This window comes from Streptomyces sp. TN58, from assembly GCF_001941845.1.
In the GTDB taxonomy this organism is placed as follows: Bacteria; Actinomycetota; Actinomycetes; order Streptomycetales; family Streptomycetaceae; genus Streptomyces.
On the sequence record NZ_CP018870.1, the window covers coordinates 28698 to 47328 of the forward strand.

Genomic DNA, 18631 nt, shown 5'->3' on the forward strand with positions numbered 1-18631 from the left:
TTAACCTCGCGGGACTTCGGGACGCGAGAGCGGGTGCGGTGATGCGTGTCAGCCAGGCTGTCGTGTGCCACCGATCCTTGACCGATTGCCACTGAAGTTGGACCACTGCACCGTTCGTGCCATCGAACCTTGACCGCCCAGGTCCGAGCCTCACGAGGCGGTGTCAGTCCCCTGTTGGATGATCCGGCCATGCTGATAGCGACCAACGAACTCGGCCACGTGGTGAAGCGCGCCACCAAGCCCGCCATCGGAGCGATGCTGGCCAACCTGCGGCGGGGCAACGCCCACCTGATCGTGGAGCGGGTGGACGAGGAACTGCCCGGCAGCTGGTACATCCAGGTCCTGCTGCGTGAGAACAACGCCTACCAGCTCGAATACCGGGACGGCGGGGCCGAGCAGCACTTCCAGACCATGACCGTTTCCCAGGAGAAGGTCCTCGTGGCAGTGTTCGGCTGTGCAGCCGCGAAGCCGAACTGGCAGGACGGCTTCATGTGGAACAACATCGGCGAGCAGTTCAGCTCCAGCCCCCGGGCGGCACCCGAGCCTGCTGACGGTGCGAAGCAGTCGGCGGCCCCGGGAACAGTCTGACCAGGGCGGTCAAGGTTCGATGATCGCGCCGTCGCGGACAGACTGCGGCCACGTCCCACGCGGCAGTATCACCGTCCAGGCGACGGTGTCCGGGCAATGGGTCGGTCGGCCTGACCCAGTTGCGGGCGGGCGACGACCGCGTGTCGGGCACCGTGCTGCCCCGTGACTCCTCACCGACCGCGTACGCGTCCGGCACCGGGGCGTCGTCCTGGATCTGGATGGCGGCAGCGAACCGTGGCGGGCAGCCGTCCCTTCGTGAGGGATGGCGAGTCGTCGGACACCGCTCATCGCCGGACATCACATGGGTGGCTGTCTTCGACAGCTGGCGGCGCGTGGGCCACCACCGGGTGGCGGCGGCCCACGCCGACATGCATTCTGTCCGCGCTCCCGGCCGGAAGCGTGGGTGGCTCTCCTGGCCGCCTGGGAACGTCGTGCAGCCGCGAGGGGCCGGGTCAGCTGATGGACTTGATGGCGCCCCAGCCGCCGCTGCCGACCTGGATGCTCGGGCCGTCGACCGGGCCGTGGATGGAGGTGTCGCCCTTGTAGAACTTCAGGGTGCCGTCGGCGGCGGTGGCCCACATGTCGGCGATGCCGTCTCGATTGGCGTCGGCGGCGCCGGCGATCAGCGGCCGGAAAGCGTTGGTGTACCCGCGGCCGTACTCCGTGCGGTCGCTGAATGTCTTTCCGTCGGGCTGGCCGAGGTAGTGGTAGAGGATGCCGTCCCGGGTGTCGCGGGCGAGCAGGTCGACGCGGCCGTCGTGGTCGGCGTCACCAGGGGCGGTGAGGTCCATGACGTCCCACCCGGACGTGCCGATGATGACGGGGGCGGCGACGGACGGCGCGGGCCCCGCAGCACCTGCGTAGAGGTACAGCTTGTTGGAGTGCTGAACGAGGAGGTCGGGGTGGCCGTCCTTCGTGACATCGCCGGCGCCGACGACCTGGGCGGTGGTGGGAAGCCCGCTACCGATCTTGATATGCGCGCCGAGCGTACCGTCGCCCCGGTTGGGGTAGACCCGCAGTTCCCCGCCGACGCGGGCGACGATGTCCTCCTTGGCGTCGCCGGTCCAGTCGCCACGGTGCGTCACGGAAGATCCCGACCAGCCGCCGGTGCCAATAATGCTGTGCGCACCGAGGGCGCCGGTACCCGTGCCGGGGTAGAGGCGCAGCTTGCCGGTGTCGTCGATCGCGACGAGGTCGGGCTTCTTGTCGCCGGTCATGTCGCCGGGAGCGGCGGGCGTCACGCTCTGGCCGAGCTGGATTCGCGGAGTGGTGGCGCCTTCGTAGGCGATGGCCTTGCCGTCGTTCTTGAGGATCGTTTCGAGTTGGTCGATGCTCTTCGCGGGGTAGGTCTGCTTCAGCACTGCGAGGGCCCCGGCGACGTGGGGGGCGGCCATGGAGGTGCCGTTTCTCGAACCGTAGCCGCCGCCGGGAAGCGAGGAGATGATGCTCGTGCCGGGGGCGAGGAGGTCCAGCAGCGGTCCGCGGTTGGAGAAAGCGGAGAGTTGATCGTCGTCGGTGGTCGAGCCGACCGTGATCGCGGAGGGAACGCAGCCGGGAGCGTTGACGGCAGCGGTGTGACCGCTGTTGCCGGCGGCCACGACCGTGGCAACGCCAGCGGCACGCAGGGTGTCCACGACGACCGTACGCAAGTCCTGGCCGCAGGGGGTTGTGTAGTGCCCGCCGCCCAGGCTCAGGTTGGCCGCGACGACGTTGGTCCCTGCCTTCTTCAGCGCGAGGACCTTCTCCAGACCTTTGATCTGGGAGCTGGTGTAGCTGAGCACGCAGGGGCTCATCCCCGCTCCGCAGAAGTCGTCGGAGTCGAACTTGGAGAACACCTGGACGGCGATGATGTCCGCACCGGGCGCGACACCGTGCCGCGGTGCCCCGCCAATGCCGGCTCCGTTGCCGGCGGCGATCCCGGCGACGTGGGTTCCGTGAGAGCAGTCGATGCCCGTGGTGACGCACGGGCCGCTGTCGGCGTCGGCGCTGCCGGCGCCGTCCTGCTGGTCGGAACCGTTGGGGCACAGACTCGAGACGCCCGACTCCGCGTCATTGACGGAGAAGCACGCTTCGGTCCTCACGCGGCCCGAGAGGAACGGGTGGTTGACGGCCACGCCGGTGTCGAGGATCGCGACGGCGGTGCCGGCGCCAGTCTTGCCTGCGGCGACGGCCTGGTCGGCGCCGATCTTGAGGGTGGATTCGTTCAGTGTGGGCGGGACCGGGACGTCCTCGGTGACGCTGATGACGCCCGGCCTGGTGTTCAGCTCCTGGAGGCCCGCCCTGTCCACGCGGAGGGTGACCATCGGCAGGGTGTCGTACGAGACGAGGGTCTCGCCCGCACCGGCAGCGGAAGCCAGGTCGGCCCGCTGGCCGGTGACGACGTTGACCCGGACGGTCCCGCCGTCCTGGGTGTCGTCGAACAGCGGAGGGTCGACCGGTCCGCCGCCCTCGGCGGAGGCGGTGGCGGTTCCGGACAGGGGGTTGATGCCCACCGGTATCGCGGTGATCACCATGGCCGCTGCTGCGGCGGCGACCAATCCGCCCATGCGAATTTTCACTTGCTGCTCCATGAACATAGGGCGGGTGCGAGCTCGCACCAGGAAGGAAGAATGTGGCCGGCGGCATCGGGTCATGGCCGCCGAGGGTGGCTCCGCAGCTGCCGCGGGAGTGAGCGGCGCGGCTGCACGGACCGATCCGAAGCGCCGAGGGACCTCGTCGTCATCACGGCTGTGCCAGTTCAGTCGGCCGTCGTTTGCAAGGGAAATGCCGCGGCGGCCGGGGCGCGTCCTGACTCGTCTCGTGGGACCCGACTCGGATCGCAGCGATGCCGAGGTGGCGAAGCGAGGCAGCCGAGATGGTGCACGGGCTGGTCGGAGGGGTGGGGCCGGGGCGGAGAGGTTCCGCCCCGGCCCCGTCATGCCCGGCCGCACCCGGTCCGGCTGATGTATGGCACGTTGTGGGAAAGAGTCGGCGCCCTTACGTGGCGTCAGCGCCGTTCTTCGGGTTGCCGCCCCACCTCTGGTTGCTCACGGCCTTGTAGTAGGCATACGCCCAGTTGTTGCAGCCCGGCCGCCTCAGGATGAAGTACGCCTTGCAGCTGTAGGTCTTCATCGTGGTGTGGAAAGCGTTCTCGACGTTCGACTTCTTGCTCCGGTCGAGGTAGTACGAGTAGCCCTTGTACGTGTTGCCGATGAGCCCGTAGCCGTAGTCGTGCATGTCGCACGCGGTGCGGAAGTTGAAGCCGCCCGGCCTGCTGACGTTGGGGCCGGGGGTGCTGCAACCGTCGTAGTTGATGCCCACGACCCGGTGGTTGGTCGGCGTGGTTTTGAACGTCGGCTTGTGCCAGCCGTAGTGCGCAGCCCACGCTGCACAGTTCCTCTTGAGGTACCACAGCCAGTCCGTCGCGGCTGAGCAGTGGCGCGGGTAGGCCTGCGGGTCGGTGATCTCTCCGTTGATGAAGTCCGTCGGCAGCGGGCCGGCGGCGGGGTCGGTGATCCCACCCGCTCCTTCGAGCGGTGCGTCCGCAGCCGGTCGCGCGGGACCGACGGGCTCGACGTTCGGCGAGGCCGAGCCGGCCGGGAACGTCAGCTCCCAGTTGCCGTTGGCCGGCGAAGCCACGGCGGAGACCCGCCCGGTGGTGTCATAGGAATACGAGGAAGCCGCGTCGATTCCCTCGGCCGGGTTGGCCACCGAACGGAGTCGACCGGTGGCGTCGTAGGAGTACCGAGCGAGGGTCTGCACCGTGGCGCCGTCGGTGAGGGTGATCTCCCTGGCTCGGCCCGTGAACTCCCCGGGGGTCGTGCCGGTGGCCGTGGTGGCGGTCGAGTACTTGACCGTCAGGAGCCGGGAGGTGGTTTCCCCGATCTCGGCGTCCTTGACGGTGGCGACCCGACCCGCGGTGTCGTACGTGACCGTGGACAGGGCGCTGTTGGCGGCAGTACCAACCCCGGTGACGCGCCAGCTGTTGGCTCCAGTCCCCACCTGCTTCCAGGTGTAGGTCGGTGCCAGCTGAGCGAAATTGCTGGGCGCGGTCGCATCGGCGTCAGCGGACAGGTCCTCGTCCGGTAGCGAGGTGGCCGCGTTGGCGCTCTCGACGGCGGTGGACACCATCGTGCCCGTCGCCTCGTTGAACCGGGTGGTCTCGGTGAGGGTGTCCCCCTCGGGGGTCGCGTACTTCCTGACGCCGCCCCCATCCGGGAAGTCGAGGCTGCTCTTCAGAGCGTAGGTGGCCGCGGCGTTCATGGTGAGGTCGGTGACGACGGCCGTATTGCCGCTCTGCTCCAGCTTGCGGTTGAGCTGGCCACCCACGAACTCAGCTTCCCAGCCCGGGCCGAAGATCCCCATGTCCGCACGGGCCACCGGTGCGGACTCTGGCCTGGACACGCCGTCCGGCTGAACGGTGACGGTGTGACTGCGGCTCATCAGGCCCACTGCCACATCGGTTTCGTAGATCTCGAACGACTTGTCCGCCGTCGAGTACACACCGGGACCGACCTGCTGGACTTGGCCGTCGGCCAGCGGTGGATCGACGACTGCGGACCCCGCCGCGGGTGATGCTGCCGCAGGTGTCGCCCCGGCCATCTGCTGCGGGAGCAGCAGAGACAAAGACACCATGGCAAACACTGGAAGCGCACTTCTTCTGCGCACGAGTCCCCCCTCGTGAGAAAAGTGTGAATGATCCGAACGGATCGGTGCGGACAGAACTGCGAATGGACTGTCCATCTAACGGGCCGGCCGACGGCCCGAATTGCCCCTCCTGCGGAGGGGACGCCTGGAATCTATCCGCGGGCAGCAGCGGGAGGTAGCGCCGTCGTGCACAGCGTGGGGCGGCCTGAGGTTTCACACGGCACAGTGATCGTCTCGGTGCATCGCCGCGTCTTGCCGGGCCTGGCTGTCGGCCGGGGGGTGCAGGCACCGCACCTATCGCTGTCTTCCCGCCTGGGAAGAAGGCGTTCCGCTATGCACGAGATCTTTCCTGATCAGCAGCTCCGCCGAGGCGGGCTGGTGGTTTGCCTGACCACCCGCCGCCGCCATGCGCGGCCGCGCCCCGGCCCCAGGTCAAGTCCCGACGAGGGGCCGCTGCACGTGCAGGTGGTCAGGATGCGCACCCGCCCTGGTGAGACCCGTGGGGGAACGGATGGATTCCCAGGGGCGGTGTGCGTCCCACCCTCACAACGACTGCGCATCTCGCCGGTTGCGCCGATTCGGACCGAGGCGAAACTCGTGTTTCTCTTCCCCGAAGGAGTGACTGCGCAGGGGTTGGAAAGGGATCGCGGCCAGCTTGCGACGCAGGCGGGGTATGCGGGGATCCATCGTGCTCTTCTCTCGTCCCTGTCACCCTACGGGACCACGAAACCCGCGCCGGCCAGCGCCTCCTCATCCCCCATGACCGCGGCGACCTTGACCTCGCCCGTGACGTAGCCGGACTGGTCGACACGGACAACCGCCTCTTTCGCCTTCGACCGGCCAAGGAGAGCAGCCGGATCCCAGCCAGCAACAGCGGCCATGGCGACGACGGCGGCCGAGACGGCCACCACACGAACACGACGAATAGGCACGCCCCCCACCTTGGCAGCCGCCACCCGAAGGGCCGCTCAACGCCGCCCGGCCCGGCACAGAGGTTGACAACCACGGGGGGTGTGCCGCGCGAACGGGCCGGCCACCTTGAGAAGTGCACGACGAGCGGCTAGGGGGTGTCCGGCGGATCATAAGGCCGTAGGGTCTGACCGTGATTAACCTCCATGTCCGAGGCGAGAGCGGCACGATCGAGGCCCGCGCGAAGCACGGTGTGCTCTGGGGTCCTGAGCTGGCTGGTCTTGATCAGGCCGTGTTCCCGATGCTGGGACACCTGCTGCCGTATGGGGACACCGTTTTCAACCACCGGCAGGTGTCGACCCTGTTGGAGGAGGTACCGCGGCTGCCTGCAGGCGTGCTGACTGATGAGTTCGCGCGCGAGCTGATCGAGCTGGGTCAGGTGGTTCTCGCCGGACAGGGCCTGTACCTGTGGTTCCTCGGGGACTGAGGCTGCAGGCCGGCTCAGCCTCGGAGCCATAACCGGACAGCCGCGGTGGTGACGGTGCTGTGGAAGACGTAGGCCCTCTTGTCATAGCGGGTGGCGACAGCCCGGGAGTTCTTGAGCCGGTTGATCGTCCGCTCGACTTCGTTGCGGCGCTTGTAGATCTCGCTGTCGAAGCCGGTGGGCCGGCCGCCCTCACTGCCGCGGCGTTTGCGGTTGACGGTGGCTGATGATGCGGTTGGCCGCGGACTTCGAGACGCCGAACAGTGGTGCGAGCGCCGTAACGTCAAGTTGGTGCGCCAGTACGCCGTGGCTAACAGCACCCGGTCCTCCGGCGGCATGCCCCACGGCCGGCCTGCGGACCGCGTCAGCTCCTTCACGCCGCAGCTGTGTCACCAACGTGCTGAAACAGCGAGGGCTCAGCCCGGTGAACGGGGCTATCCAGGACGGCTCCGACGCCGTGATCACACCAGACACCGCAGGGTCTTTTCACGGGCCGCGGTGCCGGTCAGCGGGCAGTCAGGAAGGACGTCGCTGCGGTTCCACAGCCCTGAGCAGGCACTCGCGGTCATCCGCGCTGATCAGTCCGTCCGGAAGGGTTCCGTCCTCCAGCAACGCGCGCAGGGCGGACGCGTGTGCGGCGAAGGCGGCCCTGCACCACTCGCGTTCCGGGTGATCGGAGTCCTTGCCGAACAGCAGCACCTGGCGTTCATCGTCGGCGTCGACGGACGAAGACAGTTCCGCGGCGACGACCAGGAAGTCGACCAATCCGGACCGCACCGCGATGTCAGGGACGGCTGCCAGGCGGATCAGGAAGGGCAGGACGGCCGGCATCACGGCGCTCACGTGGAAAACACTGTTCATCAGGACGTTCTCCAGCACGGTCAGAGCCGCAGGGCCGGCCACCTCATCCAAGAGACCGCGGAGCAGGACCGGGACCCCGGCAGGGCACCCGGGAATCTGCGACCAGTCGACGTCGGCGCAGCCCAGCAGCGCGGGGTGGTCGCATGCAGCTTGCTCCATCAGCGGATATTCGCGGAGGAACCGAGCAACGGCAGCCTCTCTGACCGCCGCGTCCATCTCACACATCTCTCTGCCCCTGCTCCCACGCCCCGCCCCGAACGACGTCCGCAGGACGGAACTCTTCCCGGGGCGGGCGTCGAACGCAAGCGTCAGGTCAGTAGCCGCCACCTCCCGCTCTGGGGTAGCGGCGCTCCAGCCCGGCACTGGATTCCGGGACAGCCCTTAGTCGAGCGACGTGTCCTGAGCTTGCCGTTTAACCTGTGGTCCGTGGGGCTTGCTCTCTGGCAGGGATGAAGATCGCTACGTAGTTACGTCGCTTGTGAACCAGGACGTCGTCGGGGAGCACTCGCAGGGCGTCGTGCGGGGCGACCTGTCAGGTGTCGCGGTCCCCACCCTGGTCGGGATCGGCACACTCGAAGTCGCCGACTTCCAGGACATCGGCCGCCGCTACGCCTCCGAGATCCCCGGCGCCGTCATGATCGAGTTCCCACCGCCGCCCGCCTCATCGCGATGGACGCGTAGAGGTACAGCTTGTTGGAGTGCTGGACGAGGAGGTCGGGGTGGCCGTCCTTCGTGACATCGCCGGCGCCGACGACCCGGTAGACCCGCAGTTCCCCGCCGACGCGGGGGACAATGTCCTTCTTAGCGTCGCCGGTCCGGTCGCTGCGGTGCGCCACGGAAGATACCGACCGGCCGCCGTTGCCCATGCTGTGCGTACCGAGGGCGCCGGTACCCGTGGCGTGTAGAGGCGCAGCTTGCCGGTGGCGTCGATCGCGACGAGGTCGTGATTCTAGTCGCCGGTCATGTCGCCCGGAGCGGCGGGCGTCACGCTCTGGCCGAGCTGGATCCACGGAGCGGTGGCACCTTCGTAGGCGATGACCTTGCCGCCCTGGCCGTTCCCCCTATGTGCGGTGGCAGGAGACCGGCGGGCGCGTAGCGCGCGGCGTTGCTGCTCCTCGCGGGCAATCTCCCGGGCGAGGATGTCGCGGTCGATGTACGGGTCTACGGCGGCGAGGACCAGGCGCTGGAGTTCGTCCGGCTCCAGCGCCTCCACCTCCCACTGGACCGGCCGCTCGATGTCGAAGCCGTAGCGGCGGGCGAAGGTCGGCCACCTCGGGGCGATGTCGGTACGATCCGTGGATGTCTTCGGAAGATCTTGGGGCCGTGTGGGTCCTTCAGGGGTTCAGTAAGGTCGACGATTTCCTGCGCACCGAGTTTCCCATCGGCCGCGAACAGATCATGCAACTCCGTGAGGTGATCACTCCCGACGCGGACGACCCTTGGATGTTCGATGGGTACGACGTGCCCATCGAGCTGTGGCCGGCCGTGGACGCGATCCTGCAGTGTGGGCCACCCGATCCCGGGCTCGACTACCAGACAGGGTGCTACGCGGCAGACTAGGCCCGCCGGCCGACGCCGTCCTGGCGGCAACGTCGGTGCACGTTGCCCGTCACCGGCGCCGCTCTCAGCCCTGAGCAACGCTGTGTTTCTAGCTCGTGTCCTATGCGGTGAGGCGGAGGAATTGCTTGTAGCAGCAGATGGCTGCGGCGAGGCCGAGAAAGGCGAGGTAGTTGCGGGGGTGGCGTTCGTAGCGGTGGTTGAGTCTGCGGTAGCCGGTGAGCCAGACATGGCCCGCTCGATCACCCTCCGGCGGCGGCCGAGTCGTTCTGATGACTCGATGCCCTTGCGGGCGATGCGGACGCCGATGCATTTCCAGCCGCTGTGAGGACTCGACCCCTTTGCGGGCATCGACCGGGGAGACGACTATTTAGTGCACTGGGGCCTGACCCACTTCCTCCTCGACGGCCACCACAAACTGGAAGCCGCGGCAACCGCCGGCCGGCCGGTGCGGCTCCTCTCGCTGCTGACCGTGGGCGAGAGTCTGGCCGGAGCCGAAGACACCGCCCGGCTGCCTGCCTTGCGCGCGCAACCCCGCTCGGCCCGAGCGACCAAATAGGAGGCCCGAAGCTCCTGCCTGTGCCAAGCCGGGACCCTCCCCTCCCACGCTCGCGCAGACGGCACGATCGACTCGAGATCGGCCGGTAGACGCCGTTGCGCGGCTCCGGCCAGCTACAACGCTCAGTGGTCAACTACAGCTGGCCAATATGAGTGTTCCAGAGGGCCCCTGCCGCCCTCGGGACACCCGTGACCTGCACGTACGGATGGTCGGAAAACTGCCCCGAAGCGTGTACCCCCAAGGTCCTCACGCCGAGGCGCCTCCGAGCCGCGTCTAGGCTCCCGCGCATGGACATGGGCGAGCGGTGGGCGGAATACGACGGGCTGCGGGGACGGGTCCCCTCGTGGCATCCGGTCGGGGTGGTGGTCCGGGCCGATGGGCCGGTCGTACGCCGGCACTACGGGACGCACGGCACGGTCGAGCACGCCCCCCTCAAGCCCGGGACTGACATCGCCGGGCTGGTGCGCCACCAGCAGGAAGGTTTCGCAGAGCGTGGCGAGCCCGTGGAGTGGAAGGTGTACGGGCACGATGCGCCGGACCTGAGCCGAGCGCTGACCGCGGCTGGGTTCACCCCGGGCTGGGAGCGTTCCGTGCTGATTGCCGAGGAGCTGCCGGGCGAGCCCGATGTCTTGGTGGAGCCCCGGAACGACATCCGCAGCCTGTACGCGGTACGGGAGCAAGCCGAACGCGCCTGGGGGATCGCCGTCGGTTCCCCCGGCCCGCACGCGGTGCCCTACGCGGAGATGATCGCCGACGGCGCCTCGGAGGACGGCGACGTCTACATCGACGTCCTGTTGCAGCACCGCGAGGTCACCGCCGTGGGCTGGGTCTACGCCGACCTGACCCGTCCCTTCAAAGTCGTCGGTGGGCTGAGCAGCGACGACGCAGAATTCGTCCAAGGCTGCACCGCCCACTGGCGCACGCAGAGCTCGCGTCCCCTCCTCGCCGAGGCCGGAGGCCTCCTGCGCGAGCGGCTTCTGAAGGCCGGCTTCATGGAGGCGGCCACCGTCCGCTCCTACCACTGGCGCCCGACCGGCACCCCCGAGATCACCCGACCCGCGCAGTTCCTCGACTGGCTCCACGACGACGGTCCACTGAGGGACCGCTTCCAAACTGAATTCGACTTCAAGCCGAGCACCACGTCCCTGCCCGCGATCAGCGCTCCCGTTCCCTCCGCCGTCTGGCATCTGCACGCCCACCACCGGCCCGTCCCTGACCTCCCCGAACAGATCGACGCGATCGTCCAGCGCGGACTACTCACAGCCACCAAGCCCGGCGAGTTCGTCTACTGGCTCGACTGGCAGCACGACGGCTATCGCTACGACCCCCGCCGCACCGACCTCCCCGGACGGCCGCCCCGACCCGGCAAAGGCACCTACCCCAATGGCGACTACTACCTCCACCTCACCGACGACCTCCGCCTGGGCACCTTCGGCCACCCCTGGGAACAGACACTGACCGTCTGGGGGCCCCCGCTGCTCGCCGCCGTCGAGGCAGAACTGACCGAGCTGCTCGGAGAGCCGGTCAGACGCCGCGGCTGACGGGTGGCCGGGTCCCCGTCCTCGTCTTCAGGTCGGGACCCGAACGCCACACAGGTCGGCGCGGTTCCGCAGCCCGCCGAGCCGCACAACGGGCGTGAAAGCTGAGTGGTGTAGTTGGCGGGAGGGGCCAACTAAGGCCGGCAGTCACAGGTGCGTCGTGACGGAGCACTGCACCTGTCCGATGAACACTGGACTTGTCGGGCTGTGATTCCTGGGCTGTGGCGCACAGCACTCCCGACCTGCTCACGTTTGCGCTGTGCGCCCGCGCGTGGCGTTGATCAACACGCAGCCTCTGCGCGGCTGGAGCGCGAGCATCGGCCCGAGACGGTCGATCTTTTTTCGCTGGACGCCGGGTGATCACTGCGGCATGCTGCGGGACATGATCTACGGAATCGAGTCGCGCCCCGTCCGGTGAGCGCCCGCGAAGAGCGCCCGGCGCTCCGCTCCCAGACGACCTCCCTCCACGACTACGCCCTGTTCCGCCGCGGCATCGAGCCGGACGGACGGGCTCCCGCCTACGGCTACCCGGTGCCCGGTGACCGGCTGCGCTCCGCGCTGCGCTTCAGGGAAGCCACCCGGCTCCTGGCCCAGTTGCTCGGTCCCGCTGTGGACGACCCCGATCCGGTCGGGGCAGCGGCAACGCTGGACCGGCGGTTGCCCCAGCTGGGTGTGCGCCCGGACCTCGTGCACCATCCCCTCGCGCGGCTGCCCCTGACGAACGAGTCCGCAGCCCTCGCACTGGGCCGTCAGCTGGTCCGTACGGCATCCGATCCGACGGCGCTGGGGGCGGGAATCCACCTGGTCGGCCGCCTCGGCGGGTCGGAGGACGTGCCCCAGCTCACGACACTGGCCCTGCTGCAGGGCTTCCTCCGGCCCGTCGTCACGGCCCTCTCGGCACTACGGTGCGACACCGAGGTGCTGATCCGGCTCATGGACCTGCTGGATCCGCAGGATCACGGCGTGGTGATCGACGCGCTCGCCTCACGTGAGGACCCGGCAGCCCGTCGGTGGCTGCTGAACCTGCCCGTGGGGCCCGGCACGACCAGCTCCCGGGCCCACCACATCGCCCTCGCGGTCCGCCTCGCCGACCTGCTGCAGGACGAGTCCGTCGATGCGTCCGTCCTGGCGCAGGGCGGCCGGCTGCTGACCCGGATGGCGCTGGCGACCGGCTCCCCCGCCGAGGTCCTCGGCTACGGGCCGGCCATCGCCGTTTACGAGGCGCTGGTGCGACGGGCCGACCGGCTCCCGCCCACCCTCGACCACCACGCGATCCTGCTCTCGCTCGCCCTGGACCTGTCCAGCGGTGCGTCCGTACTCCTGGACTGGCCTCCGGGGCTGCGAGAGGAACTGCTGGAGCGGCTGGAGCGCCTGCTGGGCACCCCGGCCTGGGCGGCGGTGCCGGACGGCGGCCATCGACACCGCGACCGGTACCGGGCCGACTGGATCCGGCGCATGCGACGGGAGCCCCTCGACCGCACCACGCCGAACGGCCTGCGGATCCACGTGGTCGAACACGATCCGGAGATCGGTGGCCACGTGGAGGCCCGGATCCTGCTGGACGGCCGCCCGCTGGTGCCCCGTCTGTTCCCCGCGGGCCACAGCCCGTCGCCGGAGCACGTCCTCGGCCAGGACCTGCTGCGGGCGACGCCCGAGGAACGCACCGTCACGCTGTCGACGGCGGAGTGCGATGAAGGGTGCTGCGGAACGCTGTCCGTAACCGTGCGGCGGGACGGGGCCCACGTCGTGTGGCACGGGCCCCGTCAGAACGGCATCGGACCACAGCTGCCCGAGCACCGGTTCGACGCCGCGGCCTACCACGCCGAGGTCGACCGTGCCCGGGCGGACGACACCTGGTGCCGGCCCGCGCGCAGCACCGCCCGCCTCATCCAGGCCGGGCTCGGGGAGCGGCCCGGCCTGCTGGCCCGCTGGGGCATCCTGCAGAGTTGGTGCCGCCCGGCCGGCCCGTACGAGGACACCGTCGAAGTGGACTTCTGGTACGGGCCCGGCGCCGGCCGCGACCCGGTCGGCGACGAAGCCGGCCAGTGGGTCCGCCTCACCTGGCGCCTGCCCGACGACGGGCGCCGGCCGGGCGTGCGGGCCGCTGCCGCGCTTGAACGCATCGCCGCCACCGACCCGAAGACGTACTCCCGGGTCACCGGCGGGAATGCGGAGTAGCCCGAGCCGTCGAATACGCCACCAGGCCGACGGGTGAGGGGGCCGGGCCGGCTGCGGCCCGGGCTCCCCGGGGCGTGTCCGGGCACCCGCTGCGGATGCGGGCCGTGCGGGGTCTCGCGGCTGGGACCCGAGCACGGCGGCGCGCCGGCTCCCCGCCCACTCCGGAAAGAAGGGGTTCCGTCTTCCGTGCGGTCGACGGCATGATCGGGCCTCGTCGGCGGCCGCGAGGCAGGCCGGGGAGCGGCGCCGGCCCGTTCCTGACCCCGCCTGCCCCGGTTCCCACGGGCCCGCAGGACCACGGCGGGCCCGTGGGAACCCCATCCGGGCACCAGCCGTGGCAGGATGGCCTTATGTTGATCCGAAAGGGCGATGCCGCGTAGGCGTCCCAAGGCCGTCCGTGCAGAGCGGTTTCGGCCACGATGGCAGTACCCGGTCCTGCAAGTCCGCGGTGTCAGTGCGCGGACTCGTGCAGCGATCCGCCGGGTCGAAGACCAAGATATGTGGCCCAACGCGGTCGCGGATGCGCTCTCACGCTTCGAGTGGGCCTTCAAGCAACCTGGCCGCTACCTGAACGCCTCCGAGGCATGCTCGCCTGGGATAGAGGTGGAAGACGCCCGTGACGATCTGGAGCGGGCGATGCTGCACCTTCCTCCCGGAGCCCAACGGGACTTGGGTCGACTGATCACGCGCATCGATGAGGAATTCGAGCGCCGCACCTTGCCGGAGCCCAACTACACCGAGTGGGCAATGCACGGCTGGTGGTGGACCAGGATGCGTGAACGCTGACAGACCCGGCCTCGCGCTCCTTCCATCGCATTCGAACACCCCCGTTACCCTCCGGAGGCCGAGCCGGGCTGATCCCAGTCTGCCCACGGCGCCCGCGACGTGCCGCTCACAGTGCTGGCCACCGCGCTGGGTACGAGCGAGGCCGCGGCCCGCACCTACCTCAACGACTACCTCCACCCCTGACCGCAGGCGCCACAGACAAAGGGGCCGCCCCCCTCGTCGGCGGTGGCGGCCCCGTCAAACCGTCCGCGTTGGCGCTACGGGGCGGGGGTGAACTCCACGTCCGTGCCGCTACAGCCGGCAGCGATGTCCAGCAGCCGCTCCCGCTCCGCCTCGTCGGCCGCGAGACCCCAGCGGAGCTTGGTCGCGGTCCATTCGGCGCCGTACCGGCACAGCGCGTCCGGCGCCGGCGGGAGCCACTGCGCCGGGTCCTGGTCGGCCTTGCTCCGGTTCGAGCGGGCCGTCACCGCCACCAGCGAGGCCAGCTGACCTTGATCGTTCGCGTATGCCTCCCGCCGCGCCGCCGTCCACGCCGCCGCCCCAGAGTCCCAGGCCTCGACGAGCGGCACCATGTGGTCGATGTCCAGCGCACCGGCCGGCGTGACCTCCCGCTCGTCGTAGTACAACCACCACACCCCGCCGGTCAGGGTGCAGCCCGGCCCGATCTCCGGATACACGACCGCCTCGGCCAGCAGTACCTCGGCGCGGGTGTTGCAGCCGTCGGCCGGGACGTCGCCGGCGTTCCAGTGCCGGAGTCGGCCGAGGCCCGGTCCTTCCTAAACGGGCATGACCCCGAGGTGGCCAGCCAGCGGAGGTCGTCTCACTCTGGCGCCGGGGCGGGGTCGCGCCGCCGAAGGTCTTGCACCGCCAAGGCCACGCCTCGGCCATCGGCAAGCATCGCCCAGAGCCCCATCGGGACAACAAGCCACCGCCAGTCACTGTGAAAGTGCGTGATCACGGCGACTACGAATACCAGCTGGGCCGCACCGAGCAGGAGGTTGCCCAGCAGGCGCAGCATCGGGTGCGGTCTCCTGCGGAACACCTCTTCGAACCAGGTCTTCTCCACGTTCCCACCCCTCATTCAGACCGGGGCCCCCGGACGTCGACGGGGGAACTGTAGCGGCGTACTCGAACAGGCACTGAGCTTGCGATTTAACCTTCGGAGTCTGGCGGGGAAGGTTCGGTTCCGGCGGGGAGGGTGACCTGAGCGGTCCATGACCAGGGCTCCCGAGGGGGATCCCAGCTCACCTCGACGTCGGTGTCGTGGAAGTCTCGCGCGAGTTCCGTCACCATCCGGGCCGCCGCGGCTCGCGCGTCTTGTGGATCGGTGTTGATTGGCACGTCCAGACGCCCGCAGAGCATGCCGCCTTCCATGGTGAGGACGCTGTGGCGCCAGCCCTCTGGCGTCGCCAACAGCACGATCCCCTTCGGGATGCCCCAGTCGGGCCGCTTCTTCTTCTCCTTCTTCCGTCTCACCATGCGGCTATCCAACATCGTCGGTGTCGTGGCGATGAGGCTGGGGTGGCAGCTCAGCTTGCCGGTTGCCCAGTTCTTCGGGGTTTGGTGCCGACCTTGTGGTGGGCCGGTCGGGTGTAGGACTCGCCGGTGGCGAGGACGCGTCCGACGTCGTAGCGGGTGGCGGGCCGCTTGTTCTTCGAGCCGGGCGGGCGGCCGGGGCGGGGTCGGCTGGGTTTCGGTGCACGGGCTGGCGTGCCGGTCTGCGCGTGCAGGTTCCTGAACCCGCGGCGTACTCGGGCGGGGGTGAGTCTGTACGGTTCCGCTGGTCGCTCCCACGGCCGGGGAGGTCGCGCGCGAGCGGGCGGGCAAGACGAAGTTGGGCGTGTGCCGCGAGGACGATCCAGGTCCAGCGGTCGGCCGCGGCGGAGTCCCGGAGCTTGGGACGGGTCCAGCCGAGCGTCTGCTTGAGCAGGCGGAACGTGTGCTCCACGTCGAACCTTCGCAGGAACGCCCGCCAGCACCGATCCACGTCCTCGGGGCCCGCACCGGTGCCCGACCACCAGAGCCAGGCGGGCTTGTTCACCCCGCCGCTTGGCAGCTTCGCGACCGTCAACCGAATCCCGGTGCCCTCGGTGATCGGCAAGGGGCCCTCATGGTCAATTTCGGCCAGCTGCGCGCCGGGCGCGGGGTACTGCGTGATGGGGCGTGGTCGGGCTGCGCGCTCATCGGCGGGTGCTCACCGAGCGGCAGGGGGGAACGACTCCCGCAGTGGCTCGAAGCCGGTCCGCCGGGACGTTCTTCCCAGTCCCCCCACACTCTCGCGGCCGGCATCGACCGAGACCGCGACGCCGTCATCGCCGGCCTGACCCTGCCCTGGAGCTCCGGCGTTGTCGAAGGGCACGTCAACAGGATCAAGATGCTCAAGCGCCAGATGTTCGGACGCGCCGGCTTCACACTGCTCCGCAAGCGGGTCCTCCTCGCCCCGTGACCGACGTCAGTGGCTCCTGGAACCATGCCTTCGTCCGAGACAGCCGTATCAGGAGCCATGCATGGGAACGTGGGGAACCGGCCCGTTCGACAGCGACCTCGCCGCAGACTTCGTCGATCAACTTGAGGGGCTCGCCCACCAGCAGGTCATCGCCCTGCTGGAGAGGGCATTCCAGCGAGTCACCGACTCAGAGGAACGCGTCGACGGCGGAGACGGGGCCGAAGCCGTCGCCGCCGGCGCCCTCGTCGCCAGCACCCTCCCAGACAGCCCCATCGTGATCGACCCCGATGACGGCCCCAGGGAACCGCTGCCCAAACTGCCAGCCTCCCTTCGCGCGTCGGCGAAACTGGCACTGGACCGGGTTCTCCAGGACGGATCAGAACTGACAACCGGCTGGGTGGACAGCGCTGACGCCAACCAGTGGCGCCAGGAAGTGCGACAGATCCTCCAAGCACTCGAAACACCCACTGATCACTAATCGCGACCGCTTCACGAAAGTCGTGCCAGAACCCGTCAACCGACAGCGTTGTTCGTGGGTTCCGGCGGCGGTCAGTGATCACCGGCACTCTGGATGTTCACGGCACATAACGGCAGCACCTTGGTCGTCCCGCCCGTCGACCGGCTTCGGAGACCCGTCGTGATCGTTCGGCGGAAAAGGAGCCGTGCTGTCTGCGACAGAGGTGACACCATGCGGTGTCATGGCAGATGACAGCACCAGTACGTTTCAGGCGGGCCAGACGGGCCTCATCGTCCGGATCCCGGAGGCGGAGCCGTCCGTCCGCGGGTGGCGTGAACAGCTCGACCCCTCAGCCCAGGCCGGGGTTCCAGCCCACGTCACCGTGCTCTTCCCGTTCCTCGATGAGAGCCGAATAGATGCGCTCGTCTACTCCGCTCTCGCGGACGTGCTGGCCAGCCACCCGGCCTTTGATCTGCGGTTCGAGAGGTGTGGGCGTCTCCCGGAAGTGCTGTATCTCGTCCCCGAGCCTGATACGCAGTTGCGGCAGCTCACGGAGGCGATCGCTGATCGTTGGCCTGAGGCTCCGCCGTATGGCGGCCGGTTTGCCGAGATCGTGCCGCACCTGACCATCGCTCAAGGTCAGGAAGACGCCGTTCTGGAGGAGATCGAGGCCGACCTCGCCGACAAGCTCCCGTTCACGTCTCATGTCGCGTCGGTTGAACTGATGGTGCACGACGGTGTGAAATGGCAGGAACGGGCGTCGTTCGCACTCGGAGAATGAAGCAGGTCGTGGCGACGCGTGCCGTGCTGACCGTGAGCCGGTCGAGGACGGCGTCCACCCGCTCGGTCCGGACCAGGGTGCGCCGAGCGACCTCCCCGTCCTGCCTCTCCTCGATGGTGAGTGACCCGATGCGGCGCAGGAAGAGCAGCACCGGCGGGTCGGCGGACAGCGCGGTCAACTGCTCGGCCGCCTCGGCCCGGGCCTCCTCGCTCTTGAGCGGCAGGCGCAGCACGGTCACGTATCCGTCGGCCGCGAAGCCGTTCACGGCGTCGGGGACGCCGTCGAGGGGGACAGGCAGACAGAGGTGGAAGACGTCGGCGGCCACCTCCGCTGCGAGGGTCACGTCGCCGCCCAGGAGATCCTTGAGCGAGGTCTCGTCGGCGAAGGTGAAGCGATAGCCGTCGAAGACCCGGCTTCCCGCCCCGGCGACCGAGTAGACCTGGGGTGCTCCGGTCAGCTGGAGAACGCTCTTGAAGCCGATCCCCTTGTTGCCGATGCCTTCCTCCGGTCGCTTGTCCGACTGTGCGATGTAGGTCATCGCGTCGAAGTTGCTGCCGCTGACGGGCCGTCCGGTGTTCGCCACGTACACCGCACCGTGCGGGCCCTCGTCGTGGTCGAGCCTGATCAGGACCCTGCCGCCGGGGTCATCGGCGTCATGCGCGTCGTGGGCGTTCTGAAGGAGCTCCACCAAGGCGCGATGCTCGTAGTCTCGGACGGCTTGTTCGATGAGGTTCTTGAGGCTCCGGAACAGGTTCCAGCGGTCCTTGGACTCCTGATACGAAGCAATGCGGTCGAGCGTCTTCGCACGCATTTCGGCACTGCGGTCCGGCAAGGGTGTGTCCCCCTTCAGACGCATTCGAG

18 protein-coding genes and 7 pseudogenes are annotated in these 18631 nt (G+C 69.0%); 10 read left to right on the top strand and 15 right to left on the bottom strand.

Annotated features, from left to right (window positions below; genetic code table 11):
• Nucleotides 1–189: 189 nt before the first annotated feature.
• Nucleotides 190–588, top strand: coding sequence for a hypothetical protein (locus tag BSL84_RS00130; protein ID WP_075969487.1), 399 nt, complete (start codon nt 190–192; stop codon nt 586–588).
• Between the two features lie 452 nt (nt 589–1040).
• On the opposite strand, the gene BSL84_RS36780 is transcribed toward BSL84_RS00130, so the two are convergent.
• The 4 genes and pseudogenes from BSL84_RS36780 to BSL84_RS00150 form a co-directional block, all read right to left on the bottom strand.
• Nucleotides 1041–3146, bottom strand: a complete 2106-nt coding sequence (locus BSL84_RS36780) for a S8 family serine peptidase (protein WP_234363379.1) — start codon at nt 3144–3146, stop codon at nt 1041–1043.
• Nucleotides 3147–3564: 418 nt separating this feature from the next.
• Nucleotides 3565–5202, bottom strand: coding sequence for a phospholipase A2 (locus BSL84_RS00140; RefSeq protein ID WP_159393483.1), 1638 nt, complete (start codon nt 5200–5202; stop codon nt 3565–3567).
• A 591-nt stretch (nt 5203–5793) separates the two neighbouring features.
• Nucleotides 5794–5901 (bottom strand): annotated as a pseudogene (locus tag BSL84_RS36785) (SMI1/KNR4 family protein); the annotation flags it as partial.
• 26 nt (nt 5902–5927) lie between these two features.
• Entirely contained in the window at nt 5928–6146 is a 219-nt protein-coding gene (locus BSL84_RS00150; protein ID WP_159393484.1) for a hypothetical protein, read from the bottom strand.
• A gap of 170 nt (nt 6147–6316) precedes the next feature.
• On the opposite strand from BSL84_RS00150, the gene BSL84_RS00155 reads away from it, so the two are divergent.
• The gene (locus BSL84_RS00155) at nt 6317–6610 is read left to right on the top strand and encodes a hypothetical protein (protein WP_075969491.1); all 294 of its coding nucleotides are present in this window, start codon (nt 6317–6319) and stop codon (nt 6608–6610) included.
• 14 nt (nt 6611–6624) lie between these two features.
• On the opposite strand, the pseudogene BSL84_RS34515 reads toward BSL84_RS00155, so the two are convergent.
• The 5 genes and pseudogenes from BSL84_RS34515 to BSL84_RS36790 form a co-directional block, all read right to left on the bottom strand.
• A pseudogene (locus BSL84_RS34515) lies at nt 6625–6822 on the bottom strand (IS5/IS1182 family transposase); the annotation flags it as partial.
• A pseudogene (locus BSL84_RS34520) lies at nt 6803–7081 on the bottom strand (helix-turn-helix domain-containing protein); the annotation flags it as partial. The pseudogenes BSL84_RS34515 and BSL84_RS34520, both read right to left, overlap by 20 nt.
• Before the next feature lie 42 nt (nt 7082–7123).
• On the bottom strand, nt 7124–7684 hold the full coding sequence (locus tag BSL84_RS00165) for a hypothetical protein (protein ID WP_159393485.1): 561 nt from the start codon (nt 7682–7684) through the stop codon (nt 7124–7126).
• A 416-nt stretch (nt 7685–8100) separates the two neighbouring features.
• A complete protein-coding gene (locus BSL84_RS00170; RefSeq protein WP_075969493.1) occupies nt 8101–8304 on the bottom strand; it encodes a hypothetical protein in 204 nt (67 codons plus the stop codon).
• A 113-nt stretch (nt 8305–8417) separates the two neighbouring features.
• A complete protein-coding gene (locus tag BSL84_RS36790) occupies nt 8418–8681 on the bottom strand; it encodes a hypothetical protein (protein WP_045322884.1) in 264 nt (87 codons plus the stop codon).
• Nucleotides 8682–8767: 86 nt separating this feature from the next.
• Between BSL84_RS36790 and BSL84_RS00180 the strand changes: the two genes are divergently transcribed.
• Nucleotides 8768–9028 (top strand): DUF7683 domain-containing protein, encoded by a 261-nt coding sequence (locus BSL84_RS00180; protein ID WP_045322885.1) that lies wholly within the window; start codon nt 8768–8770, stop codon nt 9026–9028.
• 100 nt (nt 9029–9128) lie between these two features.
• Here BSL84_RS00180 and BSL84_RS36360 read toward each other — a convergent pair.
• Nucleotides 9129–9340: pseudogene (locus BSL84_RS36360) on the bottom strand (transposase); the annotation flags it as partial.
• Nucleotides 9341–9374: 34 nt separating this feature from the next.
• Between BSL84_RS36360 and BSL84_RS00190 the strand changes: the two are divergent.
• From BSL84_RS00190 to BSL84_RS00205, 4 genes and pseudogenes are all read left to right on the top strand, one after another.
• Nucleotides 9375–9584 (top strand): annotated as a pseudogene (locus BSL84_RS00190) (hypothetical protein); the annotation flags it as partial.
• 287 nt (nt 9585–9871) lie between these two features.
• Entirely contained in the window at nt 9872–11125 is a 1254-nt protein-coding gene (locus BSL84_RS00195) for a DUF2716 domain-containing protein (protein WP_079273056.1), read from the top strand.
• A 411-nt stretch (nt 11126–11536) separates the two neighbouring features.
• A complete protein-coding gene (locus BSL84_RS00200; RefSeq protein WP_079273057.1) occupies nt 11537–13300 on the top strand; it encodes a hypothetical protein in 1764 nt (587 codons plus the stop codon).
• 498 nt (nt 13301–13798) lie between these two features.
• Nucleotides 13799–14086 carry a hypothetical protein gene (locus BSL84_RS00205; RefSeq protein ID WP_045322888.1) on the top strand — a complete coding sequence of 96 codons (288 nt, stop codon included), beginning with the start codon at nt 13799–13801 and terminating at the stop codon, nt 14084–14086.
• A 257-nt stretch (nt 14087–14343) separates the two neighbouring features.
• On the opposite strand, the pseudogene BSL84_RS00210 reads toward BSL84_RS00205, so the two are convergent.
• The 4 genes and pseudogenes from BSL84_RS00210 to BSL84_RS36795 form a co-directional block, all read right to left on the bottom strand.
• Nucleotides 14344–14838 (bottom strand): annotated as a pseudogene (locus BSL84_RS00210) (HNH endonuclease family protein); the annotation flags it as partial.
• Between the two features lie 68 nt (nt 14839–14906).
• Nucleotides 14907–15152, bottom strand: a complete 246-nt coding sequence (locus tag BSL84_RS00215) for a hypothetical protein (RefSeq protein WP_075969496.1) — start codon at nt 15150–15152, stop codon at nt 14907–14909.
• An 86-nt stretch (nt 15153–15238) separates the two neighbouring features.
• Nucleotides 15239–15565, bottom strand: a complete 327-nt coding sequence (locus tag BSL84_RS00220) for a hypothetical protein (protein WP_159393486.1) — start codon at nt 15563–15565, stop codon at nt 15239–15241.
• A 50-nt stretch (nt 15566–15615) separates the two neighbouring features.
• Nucleotides 15616–16202, bottom strand: a pseudogene (locus BSL84_RS36795) (transposase); the annotation flags it as partial.
• Here BSL84_RS36795 and BSL84_RS37715 point away from each other — a divergent pair.
• From BSL84_RS37715 to BSL84_RS00240, 3 genes are all read left to right on the top strand, one after another.
• Entirely contained in the window at nt 16197–16532 is a 336-nt protein-coding gene (locus tag BSL84_RS37715) for a hypothetical protein (protein WP_420718806.1), read from the top strand. The pseudogene BSL84_RS36795 and the gene BSL84_RS37715 overlap by 6 nt on opposite strands.
• A 61-nt stretch (nt 16533–16593) precedes the next feature.
• On the top strand, nt 16594–17010 hold the full coding sequence (locus BSL84_RS00235) for a DUF4259 domain-containing protein (RefSeq protein ID WP_075969498.1): 417 nt from the start codon (nt 16594–16596) through the stop codon (nt 17008–17010).
• 220 nt (nt 17011–17230) lie between these two features.
• On the top strand, nt 17231–17770 hold the full coding sequence (locus tag BSL84_RS00240) for a 2'-5' RNA ligase family protein (RefSeq protein ID WP_075969499.1): 540 nt from the start codon (nt 17231–17233) through the stop codon (nt 17768–17770).
• On the opposite strand, the gene BSL84_RS00245 is transcribed toward BSL84_RS00240, so the two are convergent.
• Nucleotides 17685–18581 carry a sacsin N-terminal ATP-binding-like domain-containing protein gene (locus BSL84_RS00245; protein WP_075969500.1) on the bottom strand — a complete coding sequence of 299 codons (897 nt, stop codon included), beginning with the start codon at nt 18579–18581 and terminating at the stop codon, nt 17685–17687. The genes BSL84_RS00240 and BSL84_RS00245 overlap by 86 nt on opposite strands.
• Nucleotides 18582–18631: the final 50 nt, after the last annotated feature.

Coding starts and splice junctions, on each gene's coding strand:
- BSL84_RS00130 (WP_075969487.1), top strand. CDS start 190: ATGCTGATAGCGACCAACGAACTCGGCCACGTGGTGAAGCGCGCCACC.
- BSL84_RS00140 (WP_159393483.1), bottom strand. CDS start 5,202: ATGGTGTCTTTGTCTCTGCTGCTCCCGCAGCAGATGGCCGGGGCGACA.
- BSL84_RS00165 (WP_159393485.1), bottom strand. CDS start 7,684: ATGGACGCGGCGGTCAGAGAGGCTGCCGTTGCTCGGTTCCTCCGCGAA.
- BSL84_RS00180 (WP_045322885.1), top strand. CDS start 8,768: ATGTCTTCGGAAGATCTTGGGGCCGTGTGGGTCCTTCAGGGGTTCAGT.
- BSL84_RS00195 (WP_079273056.1), top strand. CDS start 9,872: ATGGACATGGGCGAGCGGTGGGCGGAATACGACGGGCTGCGGGGACGG.
- BSL84_RS00205 (WP_045322888.1), top strand. CDS start 13,799: ATGTGGCCCAACGCGGTCGCGGATGCGCTCTCACGCTTCGAGTGGGCC.
- BSL84_RS00220 (WP_159393486.1), bottom strand. CDS start 15,565: ATGGTGAGACGGAAGAAGGAGAAGAAGAAGCGGCCCGACTGGGGCATC.
- BSL84_RS37715 (WP_420718806.1), top strand. CDS start 16,197: ATGGTCAATTTCGGCCAGCTGCGCGCCGGGCGCGGGGTACTGCGTGAT.
- BSL84_RS00235 (WP_075969498.1), top strand. CDS start 16,594: ATGGGAACGTGGGGAACCGGCCCGTTCGACAGCGACCTCGCCGCAGAC.
- BSL84_RS00240 (WP_075969499.1), top strand. CDS start 17,231: ATGGCAGATGACAGCACCAGTACGTTTCAGGCGGGCCAGACGGGCCTC.
- BSL84_RS00245 (WP_075969500.1), bottom strand. CDS start 18,581: ATGCGTGCGAAGACGCTCGACCGCATTGCTTCGTATCAGGAGTCCAAG.